Here is a 22,301-nt window from a genome sequence, read left to right as displayed (position 1 = left end):
TCGTCACGTTCGGGCGAGTCGGGGCCGCGAAGCGGACAAAACGGTGGAAAGCTGACAACGATTTCCGTGTACTCATGCCCGCGCCCGCCCGGCGTGGTGACGAACCGGAGGCAGCCAGGTGAGCCGTCGCAAGGAACACACCCGCACCCTGCCCGCCGGCCCGCGGCGGCCCCGGCCGAGGGCGTCGTACGGGCGGCTGCCGGGGGCGGTCGCGGTCGCGGCGGCGGCCGCGCTGGCGCTGGCCGGCTGCAGCAGCGGCTCCTCCTCCCCGGCCGCCGTCGCCGCCACCACCTCGTCCTCGGCCCCCGGCGCCACCCAGGCCGCGCCCGGCCAGTCGAACGGCGCGACGCAGCTGCAGGAGGCCTACCAGAGGGTGATCGCCGACGTGCTGCCCTCCGTGGTGCAGATCACCACCGGCGACAGCCTCGGCTCCGGGATCGTCTACGACGACAAGGGCGACATCGTCACCAACGCCCACGTGATCGGCTCCGCGAAGACCTTCACGGTGACCCTCGCCAACAGCACCACCACGCTGGACGCCGAGCTGGTCGGCAGCTACCCCGACTCCGACCTCGCGGTGATCCGGCTGAGCAAGCCGCCGAGCGGGCTGCGGCCGGCCAGCTTCGGCGACTCGGGCAAGGTCCAGCTCGGCCAGATCACCCTCGCCATGGGCAGCCCGCTGGGGCTCTCCAGCAGCGTCACCCAGGGCATCGTCTCGGCCACCGGGCGGACCGTCACCGAGCCCCAGGGCCCCGGCTCGCCGGGCGCCACCATCGGCAACATGGTGCAGACCTCGGCGGCGATCAACCCGGGCAACAGCGGCGGCGCGCTGGTGGACCTGGACAGCAAGGTGATCGGCATCAACACGCTCGCCGCGACCGAGCCGCAGACCAACGGCTCGGCCGCCCCCGGCATCGGCTTCGCCATCCCGGCCAGCACCATCACCAACATCGCCGACCAGCTGATCAAGCAGGGCAAGGTCACCAACTCCGGCCGGGCCGCGCTCGGCGTCACCGCCCGGACCAGCTTCAACCAGCAGTTCCAGCCGGCCGGCGCGGTCATCGTGGCGGTCACCGCGGGCGGCGCGGCCGCCTCGGCGGGGCTCCAGGCCGGTGACGTGATCACCAGGATCGACGACACCCAGGTGGACTCGCTGAACGCGCTCACCACCGCGCTCGCCTCGCTCACCCCGGGCAGCAAGGTCACCGTCACCTACACCCGGGACGGCGCCACCAAGACCGCCGAGGTCACCCTCGGCGAACTGCGGGCCCCCTAGCCGGCACCACTCCGACCCCGGTACGGGGACGCCGGGCCGCACGCCGCGCAAGGGTTCAGCGGGTCGGGTGTCGTACCGGAACGGCGCCGGGACCTCGTCCCAGTCCCGACGAGGTCCCGGCGCCCTGCCGTCCGTCACCGGTCGTCCGGTGCGGTGCCGTCCGGTGCGGTGCCCTGCGCGGGCGGGGTCAGCGGCGGGCGGTGCGGGTGCGCCAGGGCAGCTCGACGGTGACGGTGGTCGGCCCGCCCTCGGGGCTGTCCACCAGGAAGACCCCGTCCACCGCGCGGATCCGCTCGGCCAGTCCGCCCAGCCCGCTGCCCGGGTAGGGGGCCGCGCCGCCCTTGCCGTCGTCCTGGACCAGCACCATCAGCTGGTCCTCCGAGCGCCAGACCTCGACCGAGGCGGAGCGGGCGCCGGCGTGCTTGGAGACGTTGGTCAGCAGCTCGCTGACGGTGAAGTAGGCGATGCCCTCGACCGCCGAGTCCGGGCGCTCGGGCTGCCCGTCCGGGCCGGCCAGGTCGACGTTCACCCGGACCCCGCCGGGCACGGTGCAGCGGGCGGCGACCGAGGACAGCGCGGCGTCCAGGCCGCGGTCGGTGAGCACCGCCGGGTGGATGCCGCGGGCCAGGTCGCGCAGCTCCTGGAGGGCCAGCTTCACCTCGCCGTGGGCGTTGTCGACCATCCGGGTGGCGGCCGCCATGTCGTCCTCGCTCTCCACCTCGCGCAGGCGCTCCTTGGCCATGCCGAGGTCCATCGCCAGCGCGACCAGCCGGGCCTGGGCCCCGTCGTGCAGGTCGCGCTCGATCCGGCGCAGGTCGGCGGCGGCGGTGTCGACCACCATGCCGCGGTCGTCCTCCAGCTCGCGCACCCGCTCGGCCAGGGCGCCCGGGAAGAGCAGCGACTCGATCAGGATGCGGTCGACCGCGGCGAGCCCGCGGACCACCCACGGCAGCACCGGCCAGAGCGCGATCACCGAGACCAGGGTCAGCGCGAAGCTGAGCACGCCCCAGGGCAGCATCAGCACGTTGTAGAGCGCCGAACGCCAGTTCAGCAGGTCGGTGAGCTGGGCGATGGTGTAGCCGACCACGCCCGGGCGGCGCGGCTTCACCGGCTCCGGCTCGTCGATCTCGGAGCCGTACGCCGCCCGCGCCCGCTGCCGGCCCAGCGCGCCCAGGGAGCGCGAGGCGGCCAGCCCGCCGGCCAGCAGCGGCAGGCCGATCACGGTGATCGACAGGCCCAGGCCGACCGACAGCGTGCTGACGGCCACCAGGAAGCCGAACATGCCGAGCGGCAGGTTGAACAGCAGTCGGCCGGCCTGGTGCCACATCCTCGTGCCGTACAGCGGCGGGCGCTCCATCCGAGCGTCCTGCTCCTTGATGGCGTCCACGGCGCGGTGCAGCGGCTTCATCCGGATCTACCGTCCCTACTTCGTCGTGCGGCTGGACCAAGCTTCCCGAACCGGGGGCGGTGGATGCCATGGGGGTGATACATCTTCCCGGCCGGGGGTTAACCCCACCCCCGGGCCCGGCCGCCGGACGTCCGACAGGGTGTCCACCGGTCGTCTTGCGGATCGGGCAGGGTTCGGGCGGAGCGGAGCGGTCCCCTTAGACTCACGCTTTGGCCGGCGTTAGGCCTGTGAGAGTAAACGTCGTAGAACTGTCCTGAGGGTGGGTTCACGGCCGAGGTGGAGGCGAAGGCATGGAGGGGAAGCACGCGGCGGTGGCCGCGGCCGACCCGGCGGTCGGCAGCGGCTACTTCGACGCGTACGCCGCGATGGGCCTGCTGGCCGTCGTCGGGGTGCTCTTCGTCGCCGTGGCGTTCACCGCCAACCGGCTGCTGCGGCCCGTGGTGTACTCGCCCGAGAAACTCCTCGCCTACGAGTGCGGGGTGGACCCGGTGGGCGAGGACTGGGCGCACACCCAGATCCGCTACTACGTGTACGCCTTCCTGTACGTGATCTTCGCGGTCGACGCGATCTACCTGTTCCCCTGGGCGACCGTCTTCGCCTCCGCCGGGTACGGCGCCGGAACGCTGATCGAGATGTTCCTGTTCATCGGCTTCCTCGCGGTCGGGTTGCTCTACGCCTGGAAGAAGGGCGTTCTGGAATGGACGTGACGCACTCCCACTCGCACGACGGTGCTCAGGGCGGCCCCGTCCCGCTCGGCCTGCCGGACCCGGCGCGCCCCGGCGCCGTCGAGCGCCGCGGCATCGGCCCGCTGGCCCGGCTCGCGCCGGACCCGGTCAAGGTGGTGCTCAACTGGGGCCGCCGCTACAGCCTCTGGTGCTTCAACTTCGGCCTGGCCTGCTGCGCGATCGAGTTCATCGCCGCGTCCATGGCCAAGCACGACTTCATCCGGATGGGTGTGATCCCGTTCGCCCCCGGACCCCGTCAGGCTGATCTGATGATCGTCTCCGGGACGGTCACCGACAAGATGGCGCCCGCCGTGAAGCGCCTCTACGAGCAGATGCCCGAGCCGAAGTACGTCATCTCCTTCGGCGCCTGCTCCAACTCGGGCGGCCCGTACTGGGACTCGTACTCGGTCACCAAGGGCGTGGACCAGATCATCCCGGTGGACGTCTACGTGCCCGGCTGCCCGCCGCGGCCGGAGGCGCTGCTCCAGGGCATCCTCAAGCTCCAGGAGAAGATCGCCGCCGAGTCCCTGCCGGACCGCTACACCGCGCCCGCGGCTGCCCTGCGCCGCCCGCTGGTGGCCGGGCCGTCGAACGGCGCCCGGACCGAGGGAGGGGCCTCGTGACGTCCGCCGAGCAGTACGCGGCGTCGGTCGGGGAGTGGGCGACCGGCGCCGAGGCGTACGGGCTGATCACCGTCGACGTCCCGGCCGAGCACTGGACCGAGGCGCTCACCAACGCCCGGGACGTCCTGGGCCTGGGCTTCTTCGACTGGCTGAGCGCCGTCGACGAACTCGCCGAGGGCTTCTCCGTGGTCGCCCACCTGGCCGCCGTCGAGGCGCCGGGCGTGCGGCACCTCGCGCTGCGCACCCGGGTGCCGCGCGACGGGGCCGCGCTGCCGACCGCCGTCCCGGTGTACGCGGGGGCCGCCTGGCACGAGCGCGAGACCCACGAGATGTTCGGCATCGACTTCCCCGGGCACCCCTACCTGGCCACCCTGCTGCTGCCGGACGGCTTCGAGGGGCACCCGCTGCGCAAGGAGTTCGTGCTCGCGGCCCGGGTCGCCAAGGACTGGCCGGGCGCCAAGGAGCCGGGCGAGTCCGACCACGGCGGCGGGCCGGCCCGGCGCAAGATGCAGCCGGCCGGTGTGCCGGACCCGAACGAGTGGGGGCCGCTCAAGGGCACCCTGCCGCCGGTCGCCGAGCGGCCCGCGCGCGGTGCGCGGGCGGCGGGTGCGGCGGCGCGGACGCCCCGGGCGGCAGCGGCCGCCGGTGCGGCTGCCGCCGGCGAGGGCGGTGCCCCGGTGCGGGCGGACCGGCCGCGGCGGACCCGGTCGGTGTCGGAGGGATCGGCGAGCCAGGCGGGTGCCGAGGCGCCCGCCGCTCCGGCCGCTCCCGCGGCCGAGGGTGCCCCGCCGGTGCGGGCGGACCGGCCGCGGCGGACCCGGTCGGTGTCCGAGGGCTCGGCCAGCCAGACGGCCGGCCATGCGGCCGGAGAGCCGTCGGCCGAGCCCGCGGCCCCCGTACGGCCCCGGCCCGCCGACGCGCCCCGCTCCTCCGACGCGCCCTGGCACAACCCGGTGCCCGCCCACGACGAGGAGCCGTCGGACGGCCGCCCGGGCGAGCCGAAGCCGGGCGAGCAGAAGGACGAGACCCCGGCCGGACCGGCCGACCAGGACGGAGAGGGCGCGTGAACCTGCTCGACACGGTGCTGCGCTGCGTCGCCACCCTCGTCGTCTTCCTGGTCTTCCCGCTGGTCATCGGCCAGACCGAGCACAAGGTCATGGCGCACATGCAGGGCCGGCTCGGCCCGATGTACGCGGGCGGCTTCCACGGCTGGGCGCAGCTCGTCGCGGACGGCGTGAAGTTCGCGCAGAAGGAGGACATCGTCCCGGCCGGGGCGGACCGCCGGATCTTCCAGCTGGCGCCCGCCGTCTCGCTGCTGCCGTACCTCTTCGTGCTGCTGGCGATCCCGGTCGGGCCGAACGGCTTCGTCGGCCAGGCGGTCGACGCCGGCCTGTTCTTCGTGCTGGCCGTGATGGGCGTCGGCGTGATCGGCAAGCTGATGGCCGGCTGGGCCTCCGCGAACAAGTTCTCGCTGCTCGGCGGCCTGCGCACGGCCGCGCAGCTGATGTCGTACGAGCTGCCGATGGTGCTGGCGGCGGCCTCGGTGGCGATGGCCGCCGGCACCCTGTCGCTGCCCGGGATCGTGGACGCCTGGGAGTGGTACTGGCTGCCCTGGCAGATCATCGGCGCGTTCGTCTTCTTCACGGCCGGTCTGGCGGAGCTCCAGCGCCCGCCCTTCGACATGCCGATCGCCGACTCGGAGATCATCTTCGGCGCGTACACCGAGTACACCGGTCTGCGGTTCGCCCTGTTCCTGCTGTCCGAGTACGTGGGCATCCTGGTGGTGTCCGCGCTGACCGCGGTGCTCTTCCTGGGCGGCTGGCACGGACCGCTGCCGGACCAGCTCGGCTGGCTCTGGATGATCCTCAAGACCTTCGCGCTGGCCTTCGTGGTCATCTGGCTGCGGGTCACCTACCCGCGGCTGCGCGAGGACCAGCTGATGCGCTTCGCGTGGACGGTGCTGATCCCGCTCGCGCTGGTCCAGCTGGCCCTCACCGGCATCATCAAGGTGGCGATCTCATGAGCGGGCGAAGCGAGCGGATCATCGTCAGGCGGGTACGGGCGAACGCCCCCGCCGAGCACAGCGAGGTGGGCGCATGAGTTTCCCCGGTGCCGGCCTGGCCAAGGGCCTGGCGGTGACGCTGCGGACGATGACGAGGAAGAGCGTCACCGCGCAGTACCCCGACGTGCAGCCGGTGCTGCCGCCGCGTTCGCGCGGCGTCATCGCGCTGCTGGAGGAGAACTGCACGGTGTGCATGCTCTGCGCGCGCGAGTGCCCGGACTGGTGCATCTACATCGACTCCCACAAGGAGACGCTGCCGGCCGCCGAGCCGAACGCCCGGGCCCGCACCCGCAACGTGCTGGACCGGTTCGCCATCGACTTCTCGCTCTGCATGTACTGCGGGATCTGCATCGAGGTCTGCCCCTTCGACGCGCTGTTCTGGTCGCCGGAGTTCGAGTACGCGGAGACCGACATCCACGAGCTGACCCACGAGCGGGAGAAGCTCCGCGAGTGGATGTGGACCGTCCCGGCGCCGCCGGCGCTGGACCCGGCGGCCGAGGAGCCCAAGGAGATCGCCACCGCGCGCAAGGCGGCGGACAAGCTGGTGGCCGCCGCGGCGGCCGCTGCCGAGGCCGCTGCCGCTGAGACTGCCGCCGCTGAGACCGCCGCTGCCGAGGCCGCTGCCGTCGAGGAGAAGGGCGACGACGCATGAGTTCCGCAGCCACGCTCCTCGCGGCGACCGGTTCGTTGGAGCCGGCCGCCCGTTCGTTCCTCTCCCCGACCGGGCAGGAGATCGTCTTCCTGCTGGTCGGCATCGCCGTGCTCGGCTCGGCCGTGGTCTCCGTGACCACCCGGCAGCTGGTGCACGCGGCGCTCTGGCTGGTGGTCGCGCTCGGCGGGCTGGCGGTGGAGTTCCTGCTGCTCACGGCCGAGTTCATCGCCTGGGTGCAGGTGCTGATCTACCTCGGCTCGGTGGTCGTCCTGGTGCTGTTCGGGCTGATGCTCACCAAGGCGCCGATCGGGCGCTCGCCGGACGCCGACTCCAAGAACCGCTGGGTGGCCCTGGTCGTGGCGCTGGCCTCGGCCGGGACGCTGGTCACGCTGGTGGTCGACGCCTTCCGGACCTCCTGGATCGACCTCGGGCAGGGCGGCGGCTCGGCCGCCGTCACCGGGGCCAGCCTGTTCCGGCACTGGGTGCTGCCCTTCGAGGCGCTGTCGGTGCTGCTGCTGGCGGCGCTGGTCGGCGCGATCGTGCTGTCGCGCGGCTCCAAGCGGCGGGTGCCGGCGCCCCGGGCGGGCAGGCTGCGCGCCGGGCGGCCGGTCGGCTCCAACGGGACGGTCGCCGCGTCCGCGCCCAAGCCGTCCACGCCTGCGCCCGAGCCGTCCGCGCCCGCGTCGTCCACGACCGCGTCCGAGCCGACCGCGCCGTCCACGCCCGTGACGGAGGAGAGCTGATGCACCTCGCCTACCCCGCCGTCCTCGCCGCGCTGCTGTTCAGCGTCGGCGTGTACGGCGTGCTCGCCCGGCGCAACGCCGTCCTGGTGCTGATGTCCGTCGAGCTGATGCTCAACGCCGTCAACCTCAACCTGGTCGCCTTCGACGCCTGGCTGCGGGACTCGCTGCACGCCGGGCAGGCGCTCACCCTGTTCACCATCACCGTCGCCGCCGCCGAGATCGGCCTGGGGCTCGCCATCGTCCTGCTGCTGTTCCGGGCCCGGGGGACCGCGGACATCGACCGGGCCACCGCGCTCGGCGACCCGGCCGAGGCGCTCGCCGTGGAGGAGCCGCCGGTCGACGCCGAGGCACCGGCCGGAGCCGGGGCACTGAAGGGCCGGGCCACCGCATGAACCTCGCCCTGCCCGTACTCGTCCCGACGCTGCCCGCGCTCGGCGCCGCCGCGACCCTGGCCGTCGGCAGGAAGGCGCCCGGGCTGGCCCGACCGCTGGCGATCGTCCCGGTGGCCGTCTCGGCGGTGCTCGCCCTGGTGGTCGCCCTCCAGCTGGGCACCGGCCAGACCCTGGACGCCGCCACCCGGCTCACCCCGACCGGCGGACCGGACATCGCGCTCGCCCTCCACCTGGACGGCTTCAGCTCGCTGATCTCGGTGCTGGTCGGCCTGGTCGCCACCTGCGTCCAGGTCTACTCGACGGCGTACCTCAAGGAGGACCCGCGCTACCCCTCGTACGCGGCGCTGGTCTCGCTGTTCACCGCGGCGATGTTCCTGGTGGTCTACTCGGGCGACCTGATCGTGCTGCTGGTCGGCTGGGAGGTGATGGGCCTGTGCTCGTACTTCCTGATCGGCCACCACTGGGAGACCGCGGACGCCCGTTCGGCCTCGCTGAAGGCCTTCCTGGTCACCAAGCTCGGTGACGTGCCGTTCCTGTTCGGGATCTTCCTGCTCGGCGCGGACGCCGGCAGCTTCCGCGTCCCGGACGTGCTGGCGGCCGCGGCCGACGGCCGGCTCGGGCACCCGACGCTGACCGCGCTGCTGCTGCTCGCCGGCGTGGCCGGCAAGAGCGCGCAGTTCCCGCTGCACACCTGGCTCCCCGACGCGATGGCCGGCCCGACCCCGGTCTCCGCGCTGATCCACGCCGCCACCATGGTCGCGGCCGGCATCTACCTGGTCGCCCGGCTGCTGCCGGTGTTCCTGCTGTCGGGCGCGGCGCTGGTCGTGCTCGCGGTGATGGCCGCCGTGACGATGATCGGCTCGGCGCTCTGCGCGCTCGCCCAGGACGACCTCAAGCGGGTGCTCGCCTACTCCACCGTCGGCCAGCTCGGCTACATGGCCGGAGCGCTGGCGAGCGGGGACCGCGAGGCCTCGGTCTTCCACCTGGTCAGCCACGGCGCGTTCAAGGCGCTGCTGTTCCTGGCCGCCGGTGTGGTGATCCACGCCGCCCACACCAACTCGATCTCCGCGATGTCCCGCATCCCGGGGCTGCGCCGGCGGGTGCCGGACGCCTACTGGACGATGGGCATCGCACTGGTCGCCCTGGTCGGGCTGCCGCCGTTCGCCGGCTTCTTCAGCAAGGAGGCGGTGCTGACCGCCGCCGAGCACGCCGCCAACGGCGAGGCGCTGACCAACGGCCTCGGCCCGGCCTCGGCGGTGCCGCAGGCGGCCGGGTGGATCGTGCTGATCTCCGCCGGGCTGACCGCGCTGCTCACCGCCGCGTACGCGACCCGGCTCTTCCTGCTGGCCTTCCACAGCCCGGCCGGTGCCGCCGCGGCCGCACCCAAGGTGCTGCCCGCCGCCGACCGGGGCACCGTCGTGGCCGACCACGAGGCCGGGGCGCCGTACTCGCCCGAGCTCGACGAGGCCGACCCGGCCGCCGCCGAGCCGCCCGCGATGCGCTGGCCGCTGTGGGTGCTGGCCGTGCCGACCATGGGCTTCGGCGTCGCCGGCCTGCGCTCGGACTGGCTGCCCGCGCTGCTGGACGGCGGCTCGCTGCGGCCCTCCGCGGTCACCGCCGTCACCGGGACCGGGCTCGCCGTGGTCGGCGTGCTCGCCGCGTACGGCGCCTGGCGCTCGGCGACCGCCCGGCTGGGCACCGGCCGTCCGGACCCGGCCGGCACGGGCCGGGTGCCCGGGCAGGCCGGGAGCCCGGCCGCCGAGGTGATCGTCGCCGACCCCGGGCGCACCCTGCTCGGCCCGCTGTTCGGCCCGGCCCGGCACGGCTTCGGCGTCGACCGGCTGTACCACGCGCTGTTCGTCCGCCCGGTGGCCGCCGCCGCCAAGCTGGTCCGCTTCCTCGACCGCGAGGTCGTCGAGACCTACGTGCGCGGCAGCGGAGCGGGCGCCAACCTGCTCGGCCGGGCCGTCCGGCTGGCGCAGACCGGAAACGCGCAGACGTACCTCAGCGCCCTGCTGGCCGTCGTCGTCCTGCTGGCCGTCCTGGTGGCGGTGTAGCCGGTGCTGCTGTCCTCCACCTCCGTCCCCTCGACCGCTGCTGGGAGCCCCCGATGAACGCAGTCCTCATCGCCCTCCTGGTGCTTCCGCTGCTCGGCGCCGCGCTCACCCTGGCGCCGGTGTTCGGGCCGGACCGGGCCGTGGCCGGCCGGCGGGCACTGCGGCTGAACACCGTCGTCACCGGTGCGGTGTTCCTGCTCGCCGTCGCCCTCGCGGCCGGCTTCGACCACGACGAGCCCGCCCGGATGCAGGCCACCACCGACGTGTCCTGGATCCCGGCCCTGGACGTGCGCCTCCACCTCGGGGTGGACGGCGTCTCGCTGCCGCTGGTCGTGCTGACCGCGCTGCTCACCTTCCTCTGCGCGCTGTACTCGGAGAAGCGGCTGCCGGACGGGGCGGACGTGCCCTCCGCGCAGGCCTTCGTCGGGCTGTTCCTCCTGCTCGAAGTCGGCATGCTCGCCACCTTCGCGGTGCTGGACCTCCTGCTCTTCTTCGTGGCCTTCGAGATCGTTCTGATCCCGATGTACTTCCTGATCGCCCGCTGGGGCAGCGGCGCCAAGGTGCCGGCCGCCAACCGGTTCATCCTCTACACGCTGCTCGGCTCGGCGGTGATGCTGCTCGGTTTCCTGCTGATCGGCGGCAAGGCCGGCACCTTCGACATGCAGGCCCTGGCCACCGCGCACGGCGGCGGCCTGAGCCACACCACCCAGGTGGTCGCCGCGCTGGCGATCCTGGTCGGGCTCGCGGTCAAGGCCCCCGCCTGGCCGCTGCACAGCTGGCTCCCCGACGCCCACACCGCCGCCCCGACGGTGGGCTCGGTGCTGCTCGCCGGCGTGCTGCTGAAGATGGGCACCTACGGCCTGGTCCGCGTCCTCCTCCCGGTCGTGCCGGACGGCGCCGCCACCCTGGCGCCCTACCTGGGCGCCTTCGCGGCCGTCGGCATCGTCTACGGCTCACTGGCCTGCCTGGCGCTGGCCCGCCCCGGCGCCAAGGGCGACCTCAAGCGCCTGATCGCCTACTCGTCCGTCGGCCACATGGGCTTCGTGCTGCTCGGCATCGCCTCCCTCACCCCGGTGGGCGTCAACGGCGCGCTGTTCGCCAACATCGCCCACGGTCTGATCACCGGTCTGCTGTTCTTCGTCGTCGGCGCGCTCAAGGACCGCTACGGCACGGCCGACCTCGACACCCTCTCCGGCGCCACCGGCGCCGCCCTGTACGGCCGGGCCCCGCGGCTCGGCGTGCTGCTCGCCTTCGCCGCCGTCGCCAGCCTCGGCCTGCCCGGCCTGGCCGGCTTCTGGGGCGAGCTGCTCGCCATGTTCGGCGCGTTCGACCCGGCCGACGGCCTGTCGCGCCCCGCGTTCGTCACCTACATGGTCCTGGCCGGCCTCGGCACCCTCCTCACCGCCGCGTACCTCCTGATCGTGGTCAGGCGCGTCTGCATGGGGGACCCCACGCAGCCCGCACCGGTGGCCGAGCTCACCGACCTGCGCCCGTACGAGGCCGTCAGCTGGACGCCGCTGGCCGCGCTCACCCTGCTCGCCGGCCTCTGGCCCGCGCTGCTGCTCGGCCTCTCCGACCCCGCCGTCAAGCACCTCCTCGGGGGTGGCTGACCGTGCTCGCAGCCCAGACCGCCGCACTCGGACCTCACTCCACGGGGCAGCACACTGTGACCTCCCTCGCCGTAGCCAACCCGGGCAGCCTGATCCAGTCCGTGGACTGGGTGGCGATCGCGCCCCCGCTGATCGCCGCCGTGGCCGCCCTCGTCGTGCTGCTCACGGACCTCTTCCTGCCCGAGCGGCACAGGAAGTGGCTCGGCCGCCTCACCGCGGCCGGACTCGCCCTCGCCCTCATCGCGCTCCTTCCCCTCACCGGTGGATCACCCCGAGCGACATTCTGTGCGCAGAACGTAGCAGGGGGGTCTGACACTCCATCCATCAGCGGCCCCGCCGCGGGCGGCTGCTCGTACGTCGCCGACCACTTCGCCCTGGTGTTCCAGCTGCTCGCCCTCGGCGGCGCGCTGATCGCGGCGCTGCTGTCGGCGCACACCGTGGAGAGCGAGAAGCTGCCGCGCGGCGAGTACTGGTTCCTGCTGCTCTCCAGCGCCACCGGCGCCGCCCTGCTGCCGGCCTCCCGCGACCTCGCCACCATGGTGATCGCCCTGGAGGTCGCCTCGCTGCCCGCCTTCGCCCTGGTCGCGCTGCGCCGGGACGGCCGGGGCGCGGAGGCCGCGTTCAAGTTCTTCGTCTCCTCGGTGACCGCGACCGCCGTGATGCTGCTCGGCGTCGGCTTCGTCTACGCGGCGAGCGGCAGCCTGCACCTCGACGCCGTCGCCCAGGGCCTGGAGCACGCCCCCGGCCGGCTCAGGCCGCTGGCCGAGGCGGGCGCGGTGCTGACCCTGGTCGGCTTCGCCTTCAAGGTCGCCGCCGTGCCGTTCCACTTCTGGGTGCCCGACACCTACACCGGCGCGCCGCTGCCGGTGGCCGGCTACCTCTCGGTGGTCGGCAAGGCGGCCGGCCTGTCCGGGCTCGCGCTCGCCACCACCGTCGCCTTCCGCCCGTACGCCCACACCTGGGGCCTGGTGCTCGCGGTGCTGGCCGCCGTCACCATGACCGTCGGCAACGTCGGCGCGCTGCGGCAGCGCTTCGACACCCGGTACAGCGCGGTGCGGCTGCTCGCCTGGTCCTCGGTCGGCCAGGCCGGGTACCTGCTGGTGCCGCTCGCCGCGGCCGGCTACGCGCCCGACGGCGTGGACCCGCTCGGCGCCACCGCCGCGTACGCGCTGATCTACGGCGTGGTGAACCTCGGCGCCTTCGGGGTGGTCGCCGCCGTCGGCCGCCGGGCCGGGACCAGCGTGGACGAGTTCCGCGGCCTGTTCGCCCGCAACCGCTGGACGGCGCTGGCGCTCGCCTTCTTCCTGCTCTGCCTGGCCGGGCTGCCGCCGGGCGTGGTCGGCCTGTTCGGCAAGGTCGTGGTGTTCCGCGCGGCGGTCGACGCCGGGCTCGGCTGGCTGGCCGTGGTGATGGCCGTCAACGTGGTCGTCGCCCTGTACTACTACCTGCTGTGGACGGCCCGGCTGTTCGCCCCGGCGGGCGAGGAGCCCCTCGGGGAGGCCGCCACCGGGCACCGCCTGCCGGCAAGCCTCACCGCGACGCTGGGGCTCACCGCCTCGGCGGCCGTGGTCCTCTCGGTGGCGCCGCAGCTGGTCCTCCAGGTCGCGGGCGGCTCGCTGTTCTGAGCCCGGGCACGCCGGGCCCGGGCCGGGGTGTGCCGTGGCCGGGGCGGGCTGGGCCGGGGGGTACCGGCCCGGCGGTTCCCCGTCGGTCCCGCTGCCGGTTCCCCGGCGGTTCCACGGCGGTGTCGCGTCGGTGTCGCGTCGGTCACAAGGGAACAAGGTCCCCGGCCCCACCCGTTGACCGGGCAAGAGGGACGAGGCAGAAAGGGCTTCCCCACCGCACCACTGGAGGGCCTGACGTGCACAGCCGGCACAACGGACTGAGGACCGCCGTCCTGCTCGGGGGCCTCTCGGCGCTGATCCTGGTGATCGGCGGACTCTTCGGACGCACCGGCTTCGTGATCGCCCTGCTGGTCGCCCTCGGAACCAACGCCTACGCCTACTGGAACAGCGACAGGATCGCGCTGCGGGCCATGCGGGCCCGGCCGGTCAGCGAGTTCGAGGCACCCGGGCTGTACCGGATCGTCCGCGAGCTCTCCACCTCGGCCCGCCAGCCGATGCCCCGCCTCTACATCTCCCCGACCCCGGCCCCCAACGCCTTCGCCACCGGCCGCAACCCGCGCAACGCGGCGGTCTGCTGCACCGAGGGCATCCTGCGGATCCTGGACGAGCGCGAGCTGCGGGGCGTGCTCGGGCACGAGCTGAGCCACGTCTACAACCGGGACATCCTGATCTCCTCGGTGGCCGGGGCGCTCGCCTCGGTGGTGATGTTCCTGGTGAACTTCGCCTGGCTGATCCCGTTCGGGCGCGACGAGGACGACGACGGCCCGGGGCTGTTCGGAATGCTCGCGATCATGATCCTCGGCCCGCTGGCGGCCGGGCTGATTCAGCTGGCGGTCAGCCGCTCCCGCGAGTACCAGGCCGACGCCGACGGCGCCCGGATCACCGGCGACCCGCTGGCCCTCGCCGGCGCCCTGCGGAAGCTCGACGCCGGCACCCGTCAGCTGCCCCTCCCGCCCGAGCCGCAGCTCCAGACGGCGAGCCACATGATGATCGCCAGCCCGTTCCGGCCCGGCGAGGCCGGTGCCAGGCTCTTCTCCACCCACCCGCCGATGGCCGAACGCATCGCCCGCCTGGAGCGGATGGCCGGCGGCCGGGGCTAGACGAGTAGTTCCGAAGTCGGTCAGTGGTCGTAGGCGATCAGTGAGCGGGTGACGGGTTGGCCGGTGGTCCGGTTGTGCCAGATCGCGCAGGTCATCGCCAGCAGCCGCTGGCCGACCCGGGCGCCGACGCCTTCGATGGTGCGGCCGCCGTGTTGTTCGAGTCCGAGTTGGCCTTTGAGCGTGTCGTTGACGGACTCGATGAGCTGGCGGACCGACTTCAGCAGTCCCTCGCCCGGGCGAGGGGCGAGGTTGCGGTACGACGGTCGCAGCAGCTGGATGCCGTACTGGTCGAGGAAGCGGTCGAGTTCGGCGGAGACGTAGCCCTTGTCGGCGAGGATCAGCAGGCCGGGCCGCTCGCGCACGAGACCGGGCTCGGTCTCGACGAGCGCGGCCAGGACCTCGCGCTCGTCGACCTTGGGGTTGGCGAGGGCCCAGGTGACGGGCAGGCCGGCCGGGGTGCACACCAGGTGCAGCTTCAGGCCCCAGAACCAGCGCGAGTGGGAGCGGCTGTAGCCGTAGCCGGCCCAGCCGGCCAGCGCCGAGCGGCGGACGGTGTCGCGGGAGCGGCCGCACTCCACGGGCGTCGAGTCGGTGATCCACACCGGGTCGCCCCACAGGTCGGTCGCCCGGGCCAGGTCGCGCACGGCCTGCTGGAGCAGCGGCCGTGCCGCGCGCAGGCGCTTGTTGTAGCCGGGCCTGCCGGGCAGGTTCGGGAACATGCCGCGCAGATGGGCCTGGGCGAAGCGGATCCAGCGGGCCTCTGAGTGGAAGCCGAGCAGCACCTGGGCCACGGCCAGGCAGACCAGTTCGGAGTCCGTCAGCAACGGCGGGCGGCCCAACCACCGCGTTCGGGGCAGGTGATCATCGATCTGCACGTAGAGTGCCGTCAGGAGGGTGTCCAGCTCTTCGGTCGTCACAACCCGATGCTGGACACCCTTCCTGCATGCCCGGAGCAGAACCGGCAAACCCAGCCCACTTCGGAACTACTCGTCTAGGCGTCCGCACGGCCGGAGCCGGGCACCCCCAGGGCGTCAGCCCGCCGCCTCCTCGAACGCCAGGCGCAGGCGGTGGACGCCCTCGACGACTTGGGCGGCGCTCTCGGCCGCCGCGTAGCTGAGGCGCAGGTGGGGGGCCGGGGGCTCGGCGGGGTGGTAGGGGCGGCCGGGGGAGAGCTGGACGCCGGCGCGCAGGGCGGCCGCGGCGAGGGCGGTGTCGTCGACGCCGTCCGGGAGCCGCAGCCACAGGTGGTAGCCGCCGGGGCGGTGGGCGCCGAGGACGCCGGGCAGTTCGCGGTGCAGGGCGGCGACGGCGGCGGTGCGGCGGTCGCGCAGTTCGGCGCCGAGGGCACGCAGGTGGCGGGCCCAGGCGGGGTCGGCGACCAGTTCCAGGGTGGCCTCCTGGAGCGGCCGGGGCACGAAGAAGCTGTCCACCACCTGGGTGGCCCGCAGCCGGGCCAGCGCCGGGCCGCGCGCGGTGAGGGCGCCGACCCGCAGGTTGGGGGAGGCCGCCTTGGTCAGCGAGCGCAGGTGGACCACGACCCCGTCGCGGTCTTCGGCGGCGAGCGGGCGCGGCAGCGCGGGGGCGTCCGCGTGGACCAGCAGCCGGGCGAAGTCGTCCTCGACCACGAAGGCCCCGGCCGCCCGGGCGATCCGCAGCACCTCCGCCCGCCGCCCGGGCGACAGCACCGCGCCGGTGGGGTTCTGGAACAGCGGCTGGCAGACGAAGACCCGTGCCCGGGTGGCCTCGAAGGCGTCCGCCAGCAGGTCGGTGCGCACGCCGTCGGAGTCCACCGGGACGGGGACGGGCCGCAGCCCGGCCGCCCGGACGACCGCCAGGATGCCCGAGTACGTCGGCGACTCCACCAGCACCGGCGCGCCGGGCGCGGCGAGCGCCCGCATGGCGACGGTCAGCCCGCTCTGCCCGCCGGAGGTGACCAGGACGTCCCCGGCGCCGACCGGTCCGCCGTGGCCGCCGATGTCGCGGGCGAACCAGCCGCGCAGCTCGGTGAGGCCGTCGGTGGGCGGGCGGTTCCAGGCGCCCGGCCTCCGGCCGGCCCGGGCGAGGGCGGCGGCGAGCAGCCGCTCGGGCAGCAGCGAGGCGTGCGGGTAGCCGCTGTTGAGGTCGATGACGTCCGGCGGGGGCACCCGCAGGGTGGCGAACACCGGGGCGGCGAGCAGGTCGCGCGGGCCGGAGTCGGCGCTGAGCGCGATCTGCTGCCAGGAGAGGTCGCCGGTCCGGCCGGCCGGTGCGGCGGGGACGGCCGGGGCCGCGGCGAAGGCCGCCGCCCGGAACACCCCGGAGCCCGGCCGGGAGACCACCAGCCCCTCGGCCACGAGCACCGCGATGGCCCGGGAGACCGTCACCGGGCTGACCTGGTGGCGCTCCACCAGCGCCCGGCTGGAGGGCAGCTTCCGTCCCTCCGGATAGCGCTCGACCTCCCGCCGCAGGGTGTCGGCGAGTTCGGCCACACTGCTACGCTCGTTCATGACGGCACAAGATAGCGCTACCCGCCCCCCGGCGGTAGCACCTCGAACGGCCCCCGCCTCCGGCACCGCCCTCGCGGCCCTCGGGGTGGCCTCCTTCTCGCTCAGCTTCCCCGCCACCGCGTGGTCCCTGACCGGCTTCGGCCCGTGGTCCGCGACCGGTCTGCGCGGCGCCCTGGCCGGCCTGCTGGCCGTGCTCTACCTGGCGGCCGTCCGCGCCCCGCTGCCGCGGCGCCGGCACTGGCCCGCACTGCTGGTGGTCTCCGGCGGCTGCGTCCTCGGCTTCCCGCTGCTGACCACGCTCGCCCTGCGCACCTCCTCGACCGCCCACTCGGCGGTCGTCATCGGCGTGCTGCCGCTGGCCACGGCGGCGGTCGCGGCGCTGCGCACCGGCCGCCGGCCGTCCGGGGCGTTCTGGGCGGCGGCGCTCGCCGGGGCCGCCGCCGTCCTCGCGTTCACCCTGGTGCAGAGCCACGGCCGGCCGACCACCGCAGACCTCTACCTGTTCGTGGCGCTGCTGCTCTGCGCCGCCGGGTACGCCGAGGGCGGGCGGCTCTCCCGGGAGCTGCCGGGCGCCCAGGTGATCGCCTGGGCGGTGGTGGCCGCGCTGCCCGCGACGCTGCTGACCACCGCGCTCGGGCTGGGCGCCGAGCCGGTCCGGCTCGGGGCGGAGGCGCTGGTCGGGCTGGCGTACACGGCGGCGGTCTCGCAGCTCGGCGGGTTCGTGCTCTGGTACCGGGGGATGGCCGGGATCGGGGTGCCGAGGGCCAGTCAGCTCCAGCTCGCGCAGCCGCTGCTGACCCTGGTCTGGTCGGTGCTGCTGCTCGGCGAGCGGCTGCCGGCGGCGGCGCCGGTCACCGCGGTGGTGGTGCTGGTCTGCATCGCCGTCACCCAGCGGGCCCGGACCTGACCCGCGGGCGCCGCGGCGGCGTGGCCGGGCACTGCCGGGCCACCGTCGATCCCGGCACCGTGGGCGCGGAGCGCGGGGTCGCACACGTGAGACAAGACCCAAGATCGTCCCCGGCACCGTGCGCGCGCGGAACGCGGTGCCGTGCGGACGCCCGCCGTACGCCCGGCGACCCGGCTCCGACCGGCCCGGGCGGCCCCTCGCTCGTTAGGATGATCCCGCGCCCGATGGTCCGGGCGCGGCATCCGGAGGGAGTGGGCCGCCATGGCAGACGAGAGGAACGCCCCGGCGGCCGGGGACGCGCCGGCCCGCCGCCGCGGTCAGGGCGAGCTGGAGGCCCAGGTGCTCGCGGTGCTCCAGCAGGCGCCCGGCCCGGCCGCCGCGGGATGGGTCCAGGAACGCCTGGAGGGCGACCTGGCGTACACCACGGTGATGACCATCCTGTCCCGGCTGCACGCCAAGAACGCCGTGACCCGGACCCGCTCCGGCCGTTCCTACCTGTGGCAGGCCTCCTCGGACGCCGCCGGGCTGGCCGCGCTGCGGATGCGCCGGATGCTCGACGGCGAGGCGGACCGGGACGCCGTCCTGGCCAGCTTCGTCACCGCGCTGCTGCCGCACGACGAGGAACTGCTCCGGACGCTGCTGGACGCCGCGTCCGCCGATCCGGCGGCGACCGACCGTGAGAGCTGAGCCGTGGGCGTCTTCGTCTTCCTCCCGCTCGTCCTGCCGCTCACCGCGGTCCCGATCGCGCGGCTGACCGAGCAGCACCTGCACCCGCGCGGGGCGGCCCGGCTGATGACCGTGATCAGCGCGGTGCTGGCGCTGTGCAGCGTGCTCTGCCTCGGGCTGATCGGCGTGGTGGGCACCGCACAGATCCCCGGCAACCCGCTGCCGGACAGCTGGTCCGACCCGGAGGTGCGGGCCGCGCTGCCGTACCACGAGACGGTCGGCACCGTGGTGATGTGGCTGCTGGCCCTGGTGGGCTTCGCCTGCGCCCGGACGGTCGTCCGGCACCTGCGGGTGCGGACCCGGGCCCGCCGGGCGCTGAGCGGGCTGCCCGCCGGGCCGGGGGAGTCCGGCGACCTCGCGGTGCTGCCGGACCGCAGCCCGTACGCCTACGCCCTGCCCGGCTCGCCCGGCCGGGTGGTGGTCTCCACCGGGATGCTGGCCGGGTTGGCCGCCGACGAGCGCGAGGCGCTGCTCGCCCACGAGCGGGCGCACCTGCGCCACCGGCACCACCGGTACCTGCTGGCCACCCAGCTCGCCGCCTGCGTCAACCCGTTCCTGCGGCCGCTGCAGCACGCGGTGGCGTACAGCGCGGAGCGGTGGGCGGACGAGGACTCGGCGCAGGCTGTCGGGGACCGCCGGATCACCGCGCGGGCGGTGGCCCGGGCGGCGCTGGTCTCGCACGCCGCCCCGGTCCCCGGCTTCGCGGCCTTCGCCTCCCCGGCCGCGGCGGCCGGGCCGGTGCCGCGCCGGGTCGCCGCACTGCTCGGCCCGGTGCCGACCTCCCGCAACTGGCCGCCGGCCAAGACCCCGGCGGGCCTGGCGGCGATGGTCGCGGCGATCGGTACGGCGGCGTCGGCGCTGTGCGCGCTCAACGCCGCCGTGGCCCTGCTGGTGGTGCTCAAGGCCGTCACCCCGCTGTAGGGCCTGTCGCCCCGTGGGCGGGGCGGGCTCGGAGCGCCGTGCCGGGCTCGGAGCGGTGGGCCGGGCGGGCTCAGAGCGCCGCGGCCAGGTCGTCGAGGGCGGCCCCGGCCGCCGCCAGCGACTCGACGGCGAGCGGCTGGAGGGCGTTCAGCGCCGGGACGTCCGCGGCCCTGGTGAGTTCCGCGGTGACCACGTGCAGGTGCTCCGCCGCGATCCCGATCCGGTCGAAGTACGCCCGCAGGTACGGGACCTGGAAGTCGCAGTGGGCGCGCGGGGTGTCCGGCGCGTAGCCGCCGCCGCGGACCGCGACGACCACCACGCGGCTCTCGCGCAGCAGCGGCTCGCCGCTCTCCGGGTCGTGGTGGACACCGGGGAGGGTGACCCGGTCGATCCAGGCCTTGAGGCCGGTCGAGACGGTGTAGTTGTACATCGGGCTGCCGATCAGCAGGACGTCGGCGGCCCGCAGTTCCTCGATCAACGGGCGGCTGAGCGCCCACTCGCGCGCTTCGTCCGGCCCCTCGGCGAGGCGGCCGATGTCGTCCAGCGGGAGTGTCCCCCTACGCTCGGTGCGGCGGCCGAGGGCGTCGAAGGGGGCGCCCACCGCGGGCACCGGGTCGGCGGCGAGGTCGCGGTGCCGGTGCCGGGCGGCGGCGCCGTGCCGGGCGCGCCAGGCGTCGGCGAAGCGGGCGGTCAGGGCGCGGCTGACCGAGCCGGACGGGCTGATGCTGGAGTCCAGGTGGAGCAGCGTGGCGGAGGTCATGGGGGTCTCCTGGTCACCTCGGAGGGGGACGGATCGTCATAGCGGTGACGAGCCCCGCCGAGGAAAGGTGACCGATGGACCGCGACGCGATGCCGGGAACGGCGGCCGGAGCACCGGGGGCCGGAGCACCTGCGGCTGGAGCATCGGCGGCTGGAGCGCCGGCGGCCCCGGTACGGGACGCCGGGGCGACGGGCGAGCGGTTCGAGGCCGAGCGTGGCCGGCTGCGGGCGATCGCCCAGCGGATGCTCGGTTCGACCGGCGAGGCCGAGGACGCCGTGCAGGAGGCCTGGCTGCGGCTGGCCCGCACCGATCCGGCGGAGATCGGCAACCTGCCCGGCTGGCTGACCACGGTGGTCTCCCGGATCTGCCTGGACCTGCTGCGGGCCCGCGCGGCGCGTCGCGAGGAGTCGACCGGCGAGGCGCTGCCGGACCCGGCGGCCGGCGGCCCGGAGCCGGAGCGGGAGGCGCTGCTGATCGAGTCGGTGGGCCGGGCGCTGCTCGTGGTGCTGGACCGGCTGGGCCCGGCCGAGCGGGTCGCCTTCGTGCTGCACGACGGCTTCGCGGTGCCCTTCGAGCAGATCGCGCCGATCGTCGGGCGGACCCCGGTGGCCGCCAAGAAGCTGGCCAGCCGGGCCCGGCAGCGGGTCCGCGGGACGGCCGCGCTGCCCCCGGAGCCGCTGGCCGGGCACCGGCGGGTGGTGGAGGCCTTCGTGGCCGCCGCCCGGGGCGGGGACCTGGCCGACCTGCTGGCCGTGCTGGCCCCGGACGTGGTGCGCCGGGCCGATCCGGCGGCGCTGGGGCCCGGCCTCGCGCCGGTGGCCCGGGGCGCGCGGGCCGTCGCCCGGGAGACCACGGTCTTCGGCCGCCGGGCCCGCTACGGCGCGGTGGCCCTGGTGGACGGGCTTCCCGGCATCCTGATCGCCCCGGACGGGCGGCTGCGGCTGGTGCTGAGGATGGCGGTCGCGGACGGCCGGGTGGCCGGTTACGAGGTGGTGGCGGACCCGGCCCGGCTCGCCGCGCTCGACCTGGCCGTCCTGCCTGTCCTGCCCGTCCTGGCGGGGTGAGCACGGCGAGCCGTGCGGGCGCGCGGTGTGGGGCTTGCGGTCGGGCGGGCGCGCGCGGTGGGGCCGGGGCCGGTCAGTCGGCGATCCGGACCAGCATCTTGCCCGTGTTGGCACCGCGCAGCATGCCGAGGAAGGCGTCCACCACCCGGTCGAAGCCGTCCACGACGGTCTCGTCCGGGACGACGGCGCCCGAGCGCAGGTGCGGGACCAGGAAGTCGTACAGCTCCGGCCGGGCGTCGAGGTGGTTGCGGACCAGGAAGCCCTCCAGCCGCAGGCTCTTGCCGACCACGTCGTACAGGTTGCGCGGCGCGGCCGGCGGGTCGCCGAGCCGGTCGTACTGGGCGACCGCGCCGCACCAGGCGATCCGGCCGTGCTCGCGCAGGGCGCCGATCGCCGCCTCCAGGTGGTCGCCGCCGACGTTGTCCAGGTAGGCGTGCAGCCCCTCGGGGGCGGCCTCGCGCAGGCGGTCCGCGATCGGGCCGTCGTGGTAGTCGAAGGCGGCGTCGAAGCCGAGCCGCTCGACGAGGCGGGCGGCCTTGGCGGCGGAGCCGGTGCTGCCGACGATCCGTCCGGCGCCGAGCAGGCGGGCGAGCTGCCCGGCGGCGGTGCCGACGCCGCCGGCGGCCGCCGAGACGAAGAGCGTCTCGCCGGGCTGGAGCCGGGCGATCCTGGTCAGGGCGACCCAGGCGGACAGGCCGGTGCCGCCGAGCACCGACAGGTGGGCGCTGAGCGGGACGCCGGCGAAGTCGGGCAGCGGGCTCGCTCCTTCGGCGGTGACCACCGAGTGGGTGCGCCAGGCCCGGCGGTGCTGGACCAGCGCGCCGACCGGCAGGGCGTCGGCCCGGGACTCCACCACCCGGCCGAGGGTGCGGCCCTCCAGCGGGGCGTGCAGCGCCCAGCCGCCCTCGTCCATCTCCTCGCGCATGTACGGGTCGACGGACTGGTAGAGGTTCTCGACCAGGACCTCGCCCGCCGCGAGGGCCGGGACGGTCTCCTCGACGAAGGCGAAGTTCGCGGCGGTAGGCGCGCCGTCGGGGCGGGAGATCAGGTGGACGGCGCGGGCGGTGGGACGGGACATCGGGTGCTGCTCCAGGTGGGCGGTGGCCGGCGGGACGTGATCACCGTAGGAAGCGCGGGAGCGGCCGGGCAGGGGTGCCGGTCGAT

Annotated in this window: 21 protein-coding genes; 16 read left to right on the top strand and 5 right to left on the bottom strand. The window is 74.9% G+C overall.

Going from position 1 to position 22,301, the window contains the following annotated elements; all coding sequences use genetic code 11:
- The first annotated feature begins 148 nt into the window (after positions 1-148).
- Entirely contained in the window at positions 149-1,276 is a 1,128-nt protein-coding gene (locus tag ACZ5GH_RS15845; protein ID WP_387753216.1) for a S1C family serine protease, read from the top strand.
- A 187-nt stretch (positions 1,277-1,463) separates the two neighbouring features.
- On the opposite strand, the gene ACZ5GH_RS15840 is transcribed toward ACZ5GH_RS15845, so the two are convergent.
- Positions 1,464-2,633: a sensor histidine kinase gene (locus ACZ5GH_RS15840; RefSeq protein ID WP_387753219.1), complete on the bottom strand. Its 1,170-nt coding sequence runs from the start codon at positions 2,631-2,633 to the stop codon at positions 1,464-1,466.
- Positions 2,634-2,974: 341 nt separating this feature from the next.
- Here ACZ5GH_RS15840 and ACZ5GH_RS15835 point away from each other — a divergent pair, with 341 nt between their 5' ends.
- The 11 genes from ACZ5GH_RS15835 (at position 2,975) to htpX (ending at position 14,273) form a co-directional block, all read left to right on the top strand.
- Positions 2,975-3,391 (top strand): NADH-quinone oxidoreductase subunit A, encoded by a 417-nt coding sequence (locus ACZ5GH_RS15835; RefSeq protein ID WP_387753087.1) that lies wholly within the window; start codon positions 2,975-2,977, stop codon positions 3,389-3,391.
- Positions 3,382-4,032: an NADH-quinone oxidoreductase subunit B gene (locus ACZ5GH_RS15830; protein ID WP_387753090.1), complete on the top strand. Its 651-nt coding sequence runs from the start codon at positions 3,382-3,384 to the stop codon at positions 4,030-4,032. The genes ACZ5GH_RS15835 and ACZ5GH_RS15830 overlap by 10 nt, the downstream gene beginning before the upstream one ends.
- Positions 4,029-5,099: an NADH-quinone oxidoreductase subunit C gene (locus tag ACZ5GH_RS15825; protein ID WP_464334531.1), complete on the top strand. Its 1,071-nt coding sequence runs from the start codon at positions 4,029-4,031 to the stop codon at positions 5,097-5,099. The genes ACZ5GH_RS15830 and ACZ5GH_RS15825 overlap by 4 nt, the downstream gene beginning before the upstream one ends.
- Positions 5,096-6,055 (top strand): NADH-quinone oxidoreductase subunit NuoH, encoded by a 960-nt coding sequence (nuoH, locus tag ACZ5GH_RS15820; protein ID WP_464334530.1) that lies wholly within the window; start codon positions 5,096-5,098, stop codon positions 6,053-6,055. The genes ACZ5GH_RS15825 and nuoH overlap by 4 nt, the downstream gene beginning before the upstream one ends.
- Positions 6,056-6,128: 73 nt before the next feature.
- On the top strand, positions 6,129-6,746 hold the full coding sequence (locus ACZ5GH_RS15815) for a NuoI/complex I 23 kDa subunit family protein (protein ID WP_387753098.1): 618 nt from the start codon (positions 6,129-6,131) through the stop codon (positions 6,744-6,746).
- On the top strand, positions 6,743-7,489 hold the full coding sequence (locus tag ACZ5GH_RS15810; RefSeq protein ID WP_387753101.1) for an NADH-quinone oxidoreductase subunit J family protein: 747 nt from the start codon (positions 6,743-6,745) through the stop codon (positions 7,487-7,489). Before ACZ5GH_RS15815 ends, ACZ5GH_RS15810 begins: the two co-directional genes overlap by 4 nt.
- Positions 7,489-7,881 carry an NADH-quinone oxidoreductase subunit NuoK gene (gene nuoK / locus ACZ5GH_RS15805; RefSeq protein WP_387753103.1) on the top strand — a complete coding sequence of 131 codons (393 nt, stop codon included), beginning with the start codon at positions 7,489-7,491 and terminating at the stop codon, positions 7,879-7,881. Before ACZ5GH_RS15810 ends, nuoK begins: the two co-directional genes overlap by 1 nt.
- Positions 7,878-9,938: an NADH-quinone oxidoreductase subunit 5 family protein gene (locus tag ACZ5GH_RS15800; protein ID WP_464334529.1), complete on the top strand. Its 2,061-nt coding sequence runs from the start codon at positions 7,878-7,880 to the stop codon at positions 9,936-9,938. The genes nuoK and ACZ5GH_RS15800 overlap by 4 nt, the downstream gene beginning before the upstream one ends.
- A gap of 53 nt (positions 9,939-9,991) precedes the next feature.
- Positions 9,992-11,548 carry a complex I subunit 4 family protein gene (locus ACZ5GH_RS15795; RefSeq protein ID WP_387753109.1) on the top strand — a complete coding sequence of 519 codons (1,557 nt, stop codon included), beginning with the start codon at positions 9,992-9,994 and terminating at the stop codon, positions 11,546-11,548.
- 56 nt (positions 11,549-11,604) lie between these two features.
- A complete protein-coding gene (locus ACZ5GH_RS15790; RefSeq protein ID WP_387753111.1) occupies positions 11,605-13,173 on the top strand; it encodes an NADH-quinone oxidoreductase subunit N in 1,569 nt (522 codons plus the stop codon).
- 236 nt (positions 13,174-13,409) lie between these two features.
- Positions 13,410-14,273 carry a zinc metalloprotease HtpX gene (htpX, locus tag ACZ5GH_RS15785; RefSeq protein WP_387753113.1) on the top strand — a complete coding sequence of 288 codons (864 nt, stop codon included), beginning with the start codon at positions 13,410-13,412 and terminating at the stop codon, positions 14,271-14,273.
- Positions 14,274-14,293: 20 nt separating this feature from the next.
- Here htpX and ACZ5GH_RS15780 read toward each other — a convergent pair whose 3' ends face one another.
- Together ACZ5GH_RS15780 and ACZ5GH_RS15775 are read right to left on the bottom strand one after the other, a co-directional pair.
- Complete coding sequence (locus ACZ5GH_RS15780; protein WP_464333288.1) at positions 14,294-15,190, bottom strand: IS982 family transposase; 897 nt, start codon at positions 15,188-15,190, stop codon at positions 14,294-14,296.
- Between the two features lie 114 nt (positions 15,191-15,304).
- On the bottom strand, positions 15,305-16,759 hold the full coding sequence (locus ACZ5GH_RS15775; protein ID WP_464334528.1) for an aminotransferase-like domain-containing protein: 1,455 nt from the start codon (positions 16,757-16,759) through the stop codon (positions 15,305-15,307).
- On the opposite strand from ACZ5GH_RS15775, the gene ACZ5GH_RS15770 reads away from it, so the two are divergent.
- The 3 genes from ACZ5GH_RS15770 (at position 16,758) to ACZ5GH_RS15760 (ending at position 19,313) form a co-directional block, all read left to right on the top strand.
- Positions 16,758-17,666, top strand: a complete 909-nt coding sequence (locus ACZ5GH_RS15770; RefSeq protein WP_464334527.1) for a DMT family transporter — start codon at positions 16,758-16,760, stop codon at positions 17,664-17,666. The genes ACZ5GH_RS15775 and ACZ5GH_RS15770 overlap by 2 nt on opposite strands.
- A gap of 261 nt (positions 17,667-17,927) precedes the next feature.
- On the top strand, positions 17,928-18,353 hold the full coding sequence (locus ACZ5GH_RS15765; protein ID WP_387753122.1) for a BlaI/MecI/CopY family transcriptional regulator: 426 nt from the start codon (positions 17,928-17,930) through the stop codon (positions 18,351-18,353).
- A gap of 3 nt (positions 18,354-18,356) precedes the next feature.
- Positions 18,357-19,313, top strand: a complete 957-nt coding sequence (locus tag ACZ5GH_RS15760) for a M48 family metalloprotease (protein ID WP_387753125.1) — start codon at positions 18,357-18,359, stop codon at positions 19,311-19,313.
- Between the two features lie 70 nt (positions 19,314-19,383).
- Here the strand turns inward: ACZ5GH_RS15760 and ACZ5GH_RS15755 are convergent, their stop codons facing one another.
- A complete protein-coding gene (locus ACZ5GH_RS15755) occupies positions 19,384-20,073 on the bottom strand; it encodes an NAD(P)H-dependent oxidoreductase (RefSeq protein WP_464334526.1) in 690 nt (229 codons plus the stop codon).
- 74 nt (positions 20,074-20,147) lie between these two features.
- On the opposite strand from ACZ5GH_RS15755, the gene ACZ5GH_RS15750 reads away from it, so the two are divergent.
- Positions 20,148-21,137: a sigma-70 family RNA polymerase sigma factor gene (locus ACZ5GH_RS15750; protein WP_464334525.1), complete on the top strand. Its 990-nt coding sequence runs from the start codon at positions 20,148-20,150 to the stop codon at positions 21,135-21,137.
- Positions 21,138-21,210: 73 nt separating this feature from the next.
- Here the strand turns inward: ACZ5GH_RS15750 and ACZ5GH_RS15745 are convergent, their stop codons facing one another.
- Positions 21,211-22,215, bottom strand: a complete 1,005-nt coding sequence (locus ACZ5GH_RS15745; RefSeq protein WP_464334524.1) for an NADP-dependent oxidoreductase — start codon at positions 22,213-22,215, stop codon at positions 21,211-21,213.
- Positions 22,216-22,301: the final 86 nt, after the last annotated feature.

The sequence above is a fragment of the Kitasatospora sp. Xyl93 genome, assembly GCF_055383135.1.
The sequence above is the reverse complement of the archived record's forward strand: the minus strand, read 5'-3'. Positions and strand labels throughout refer to the sequence as shown.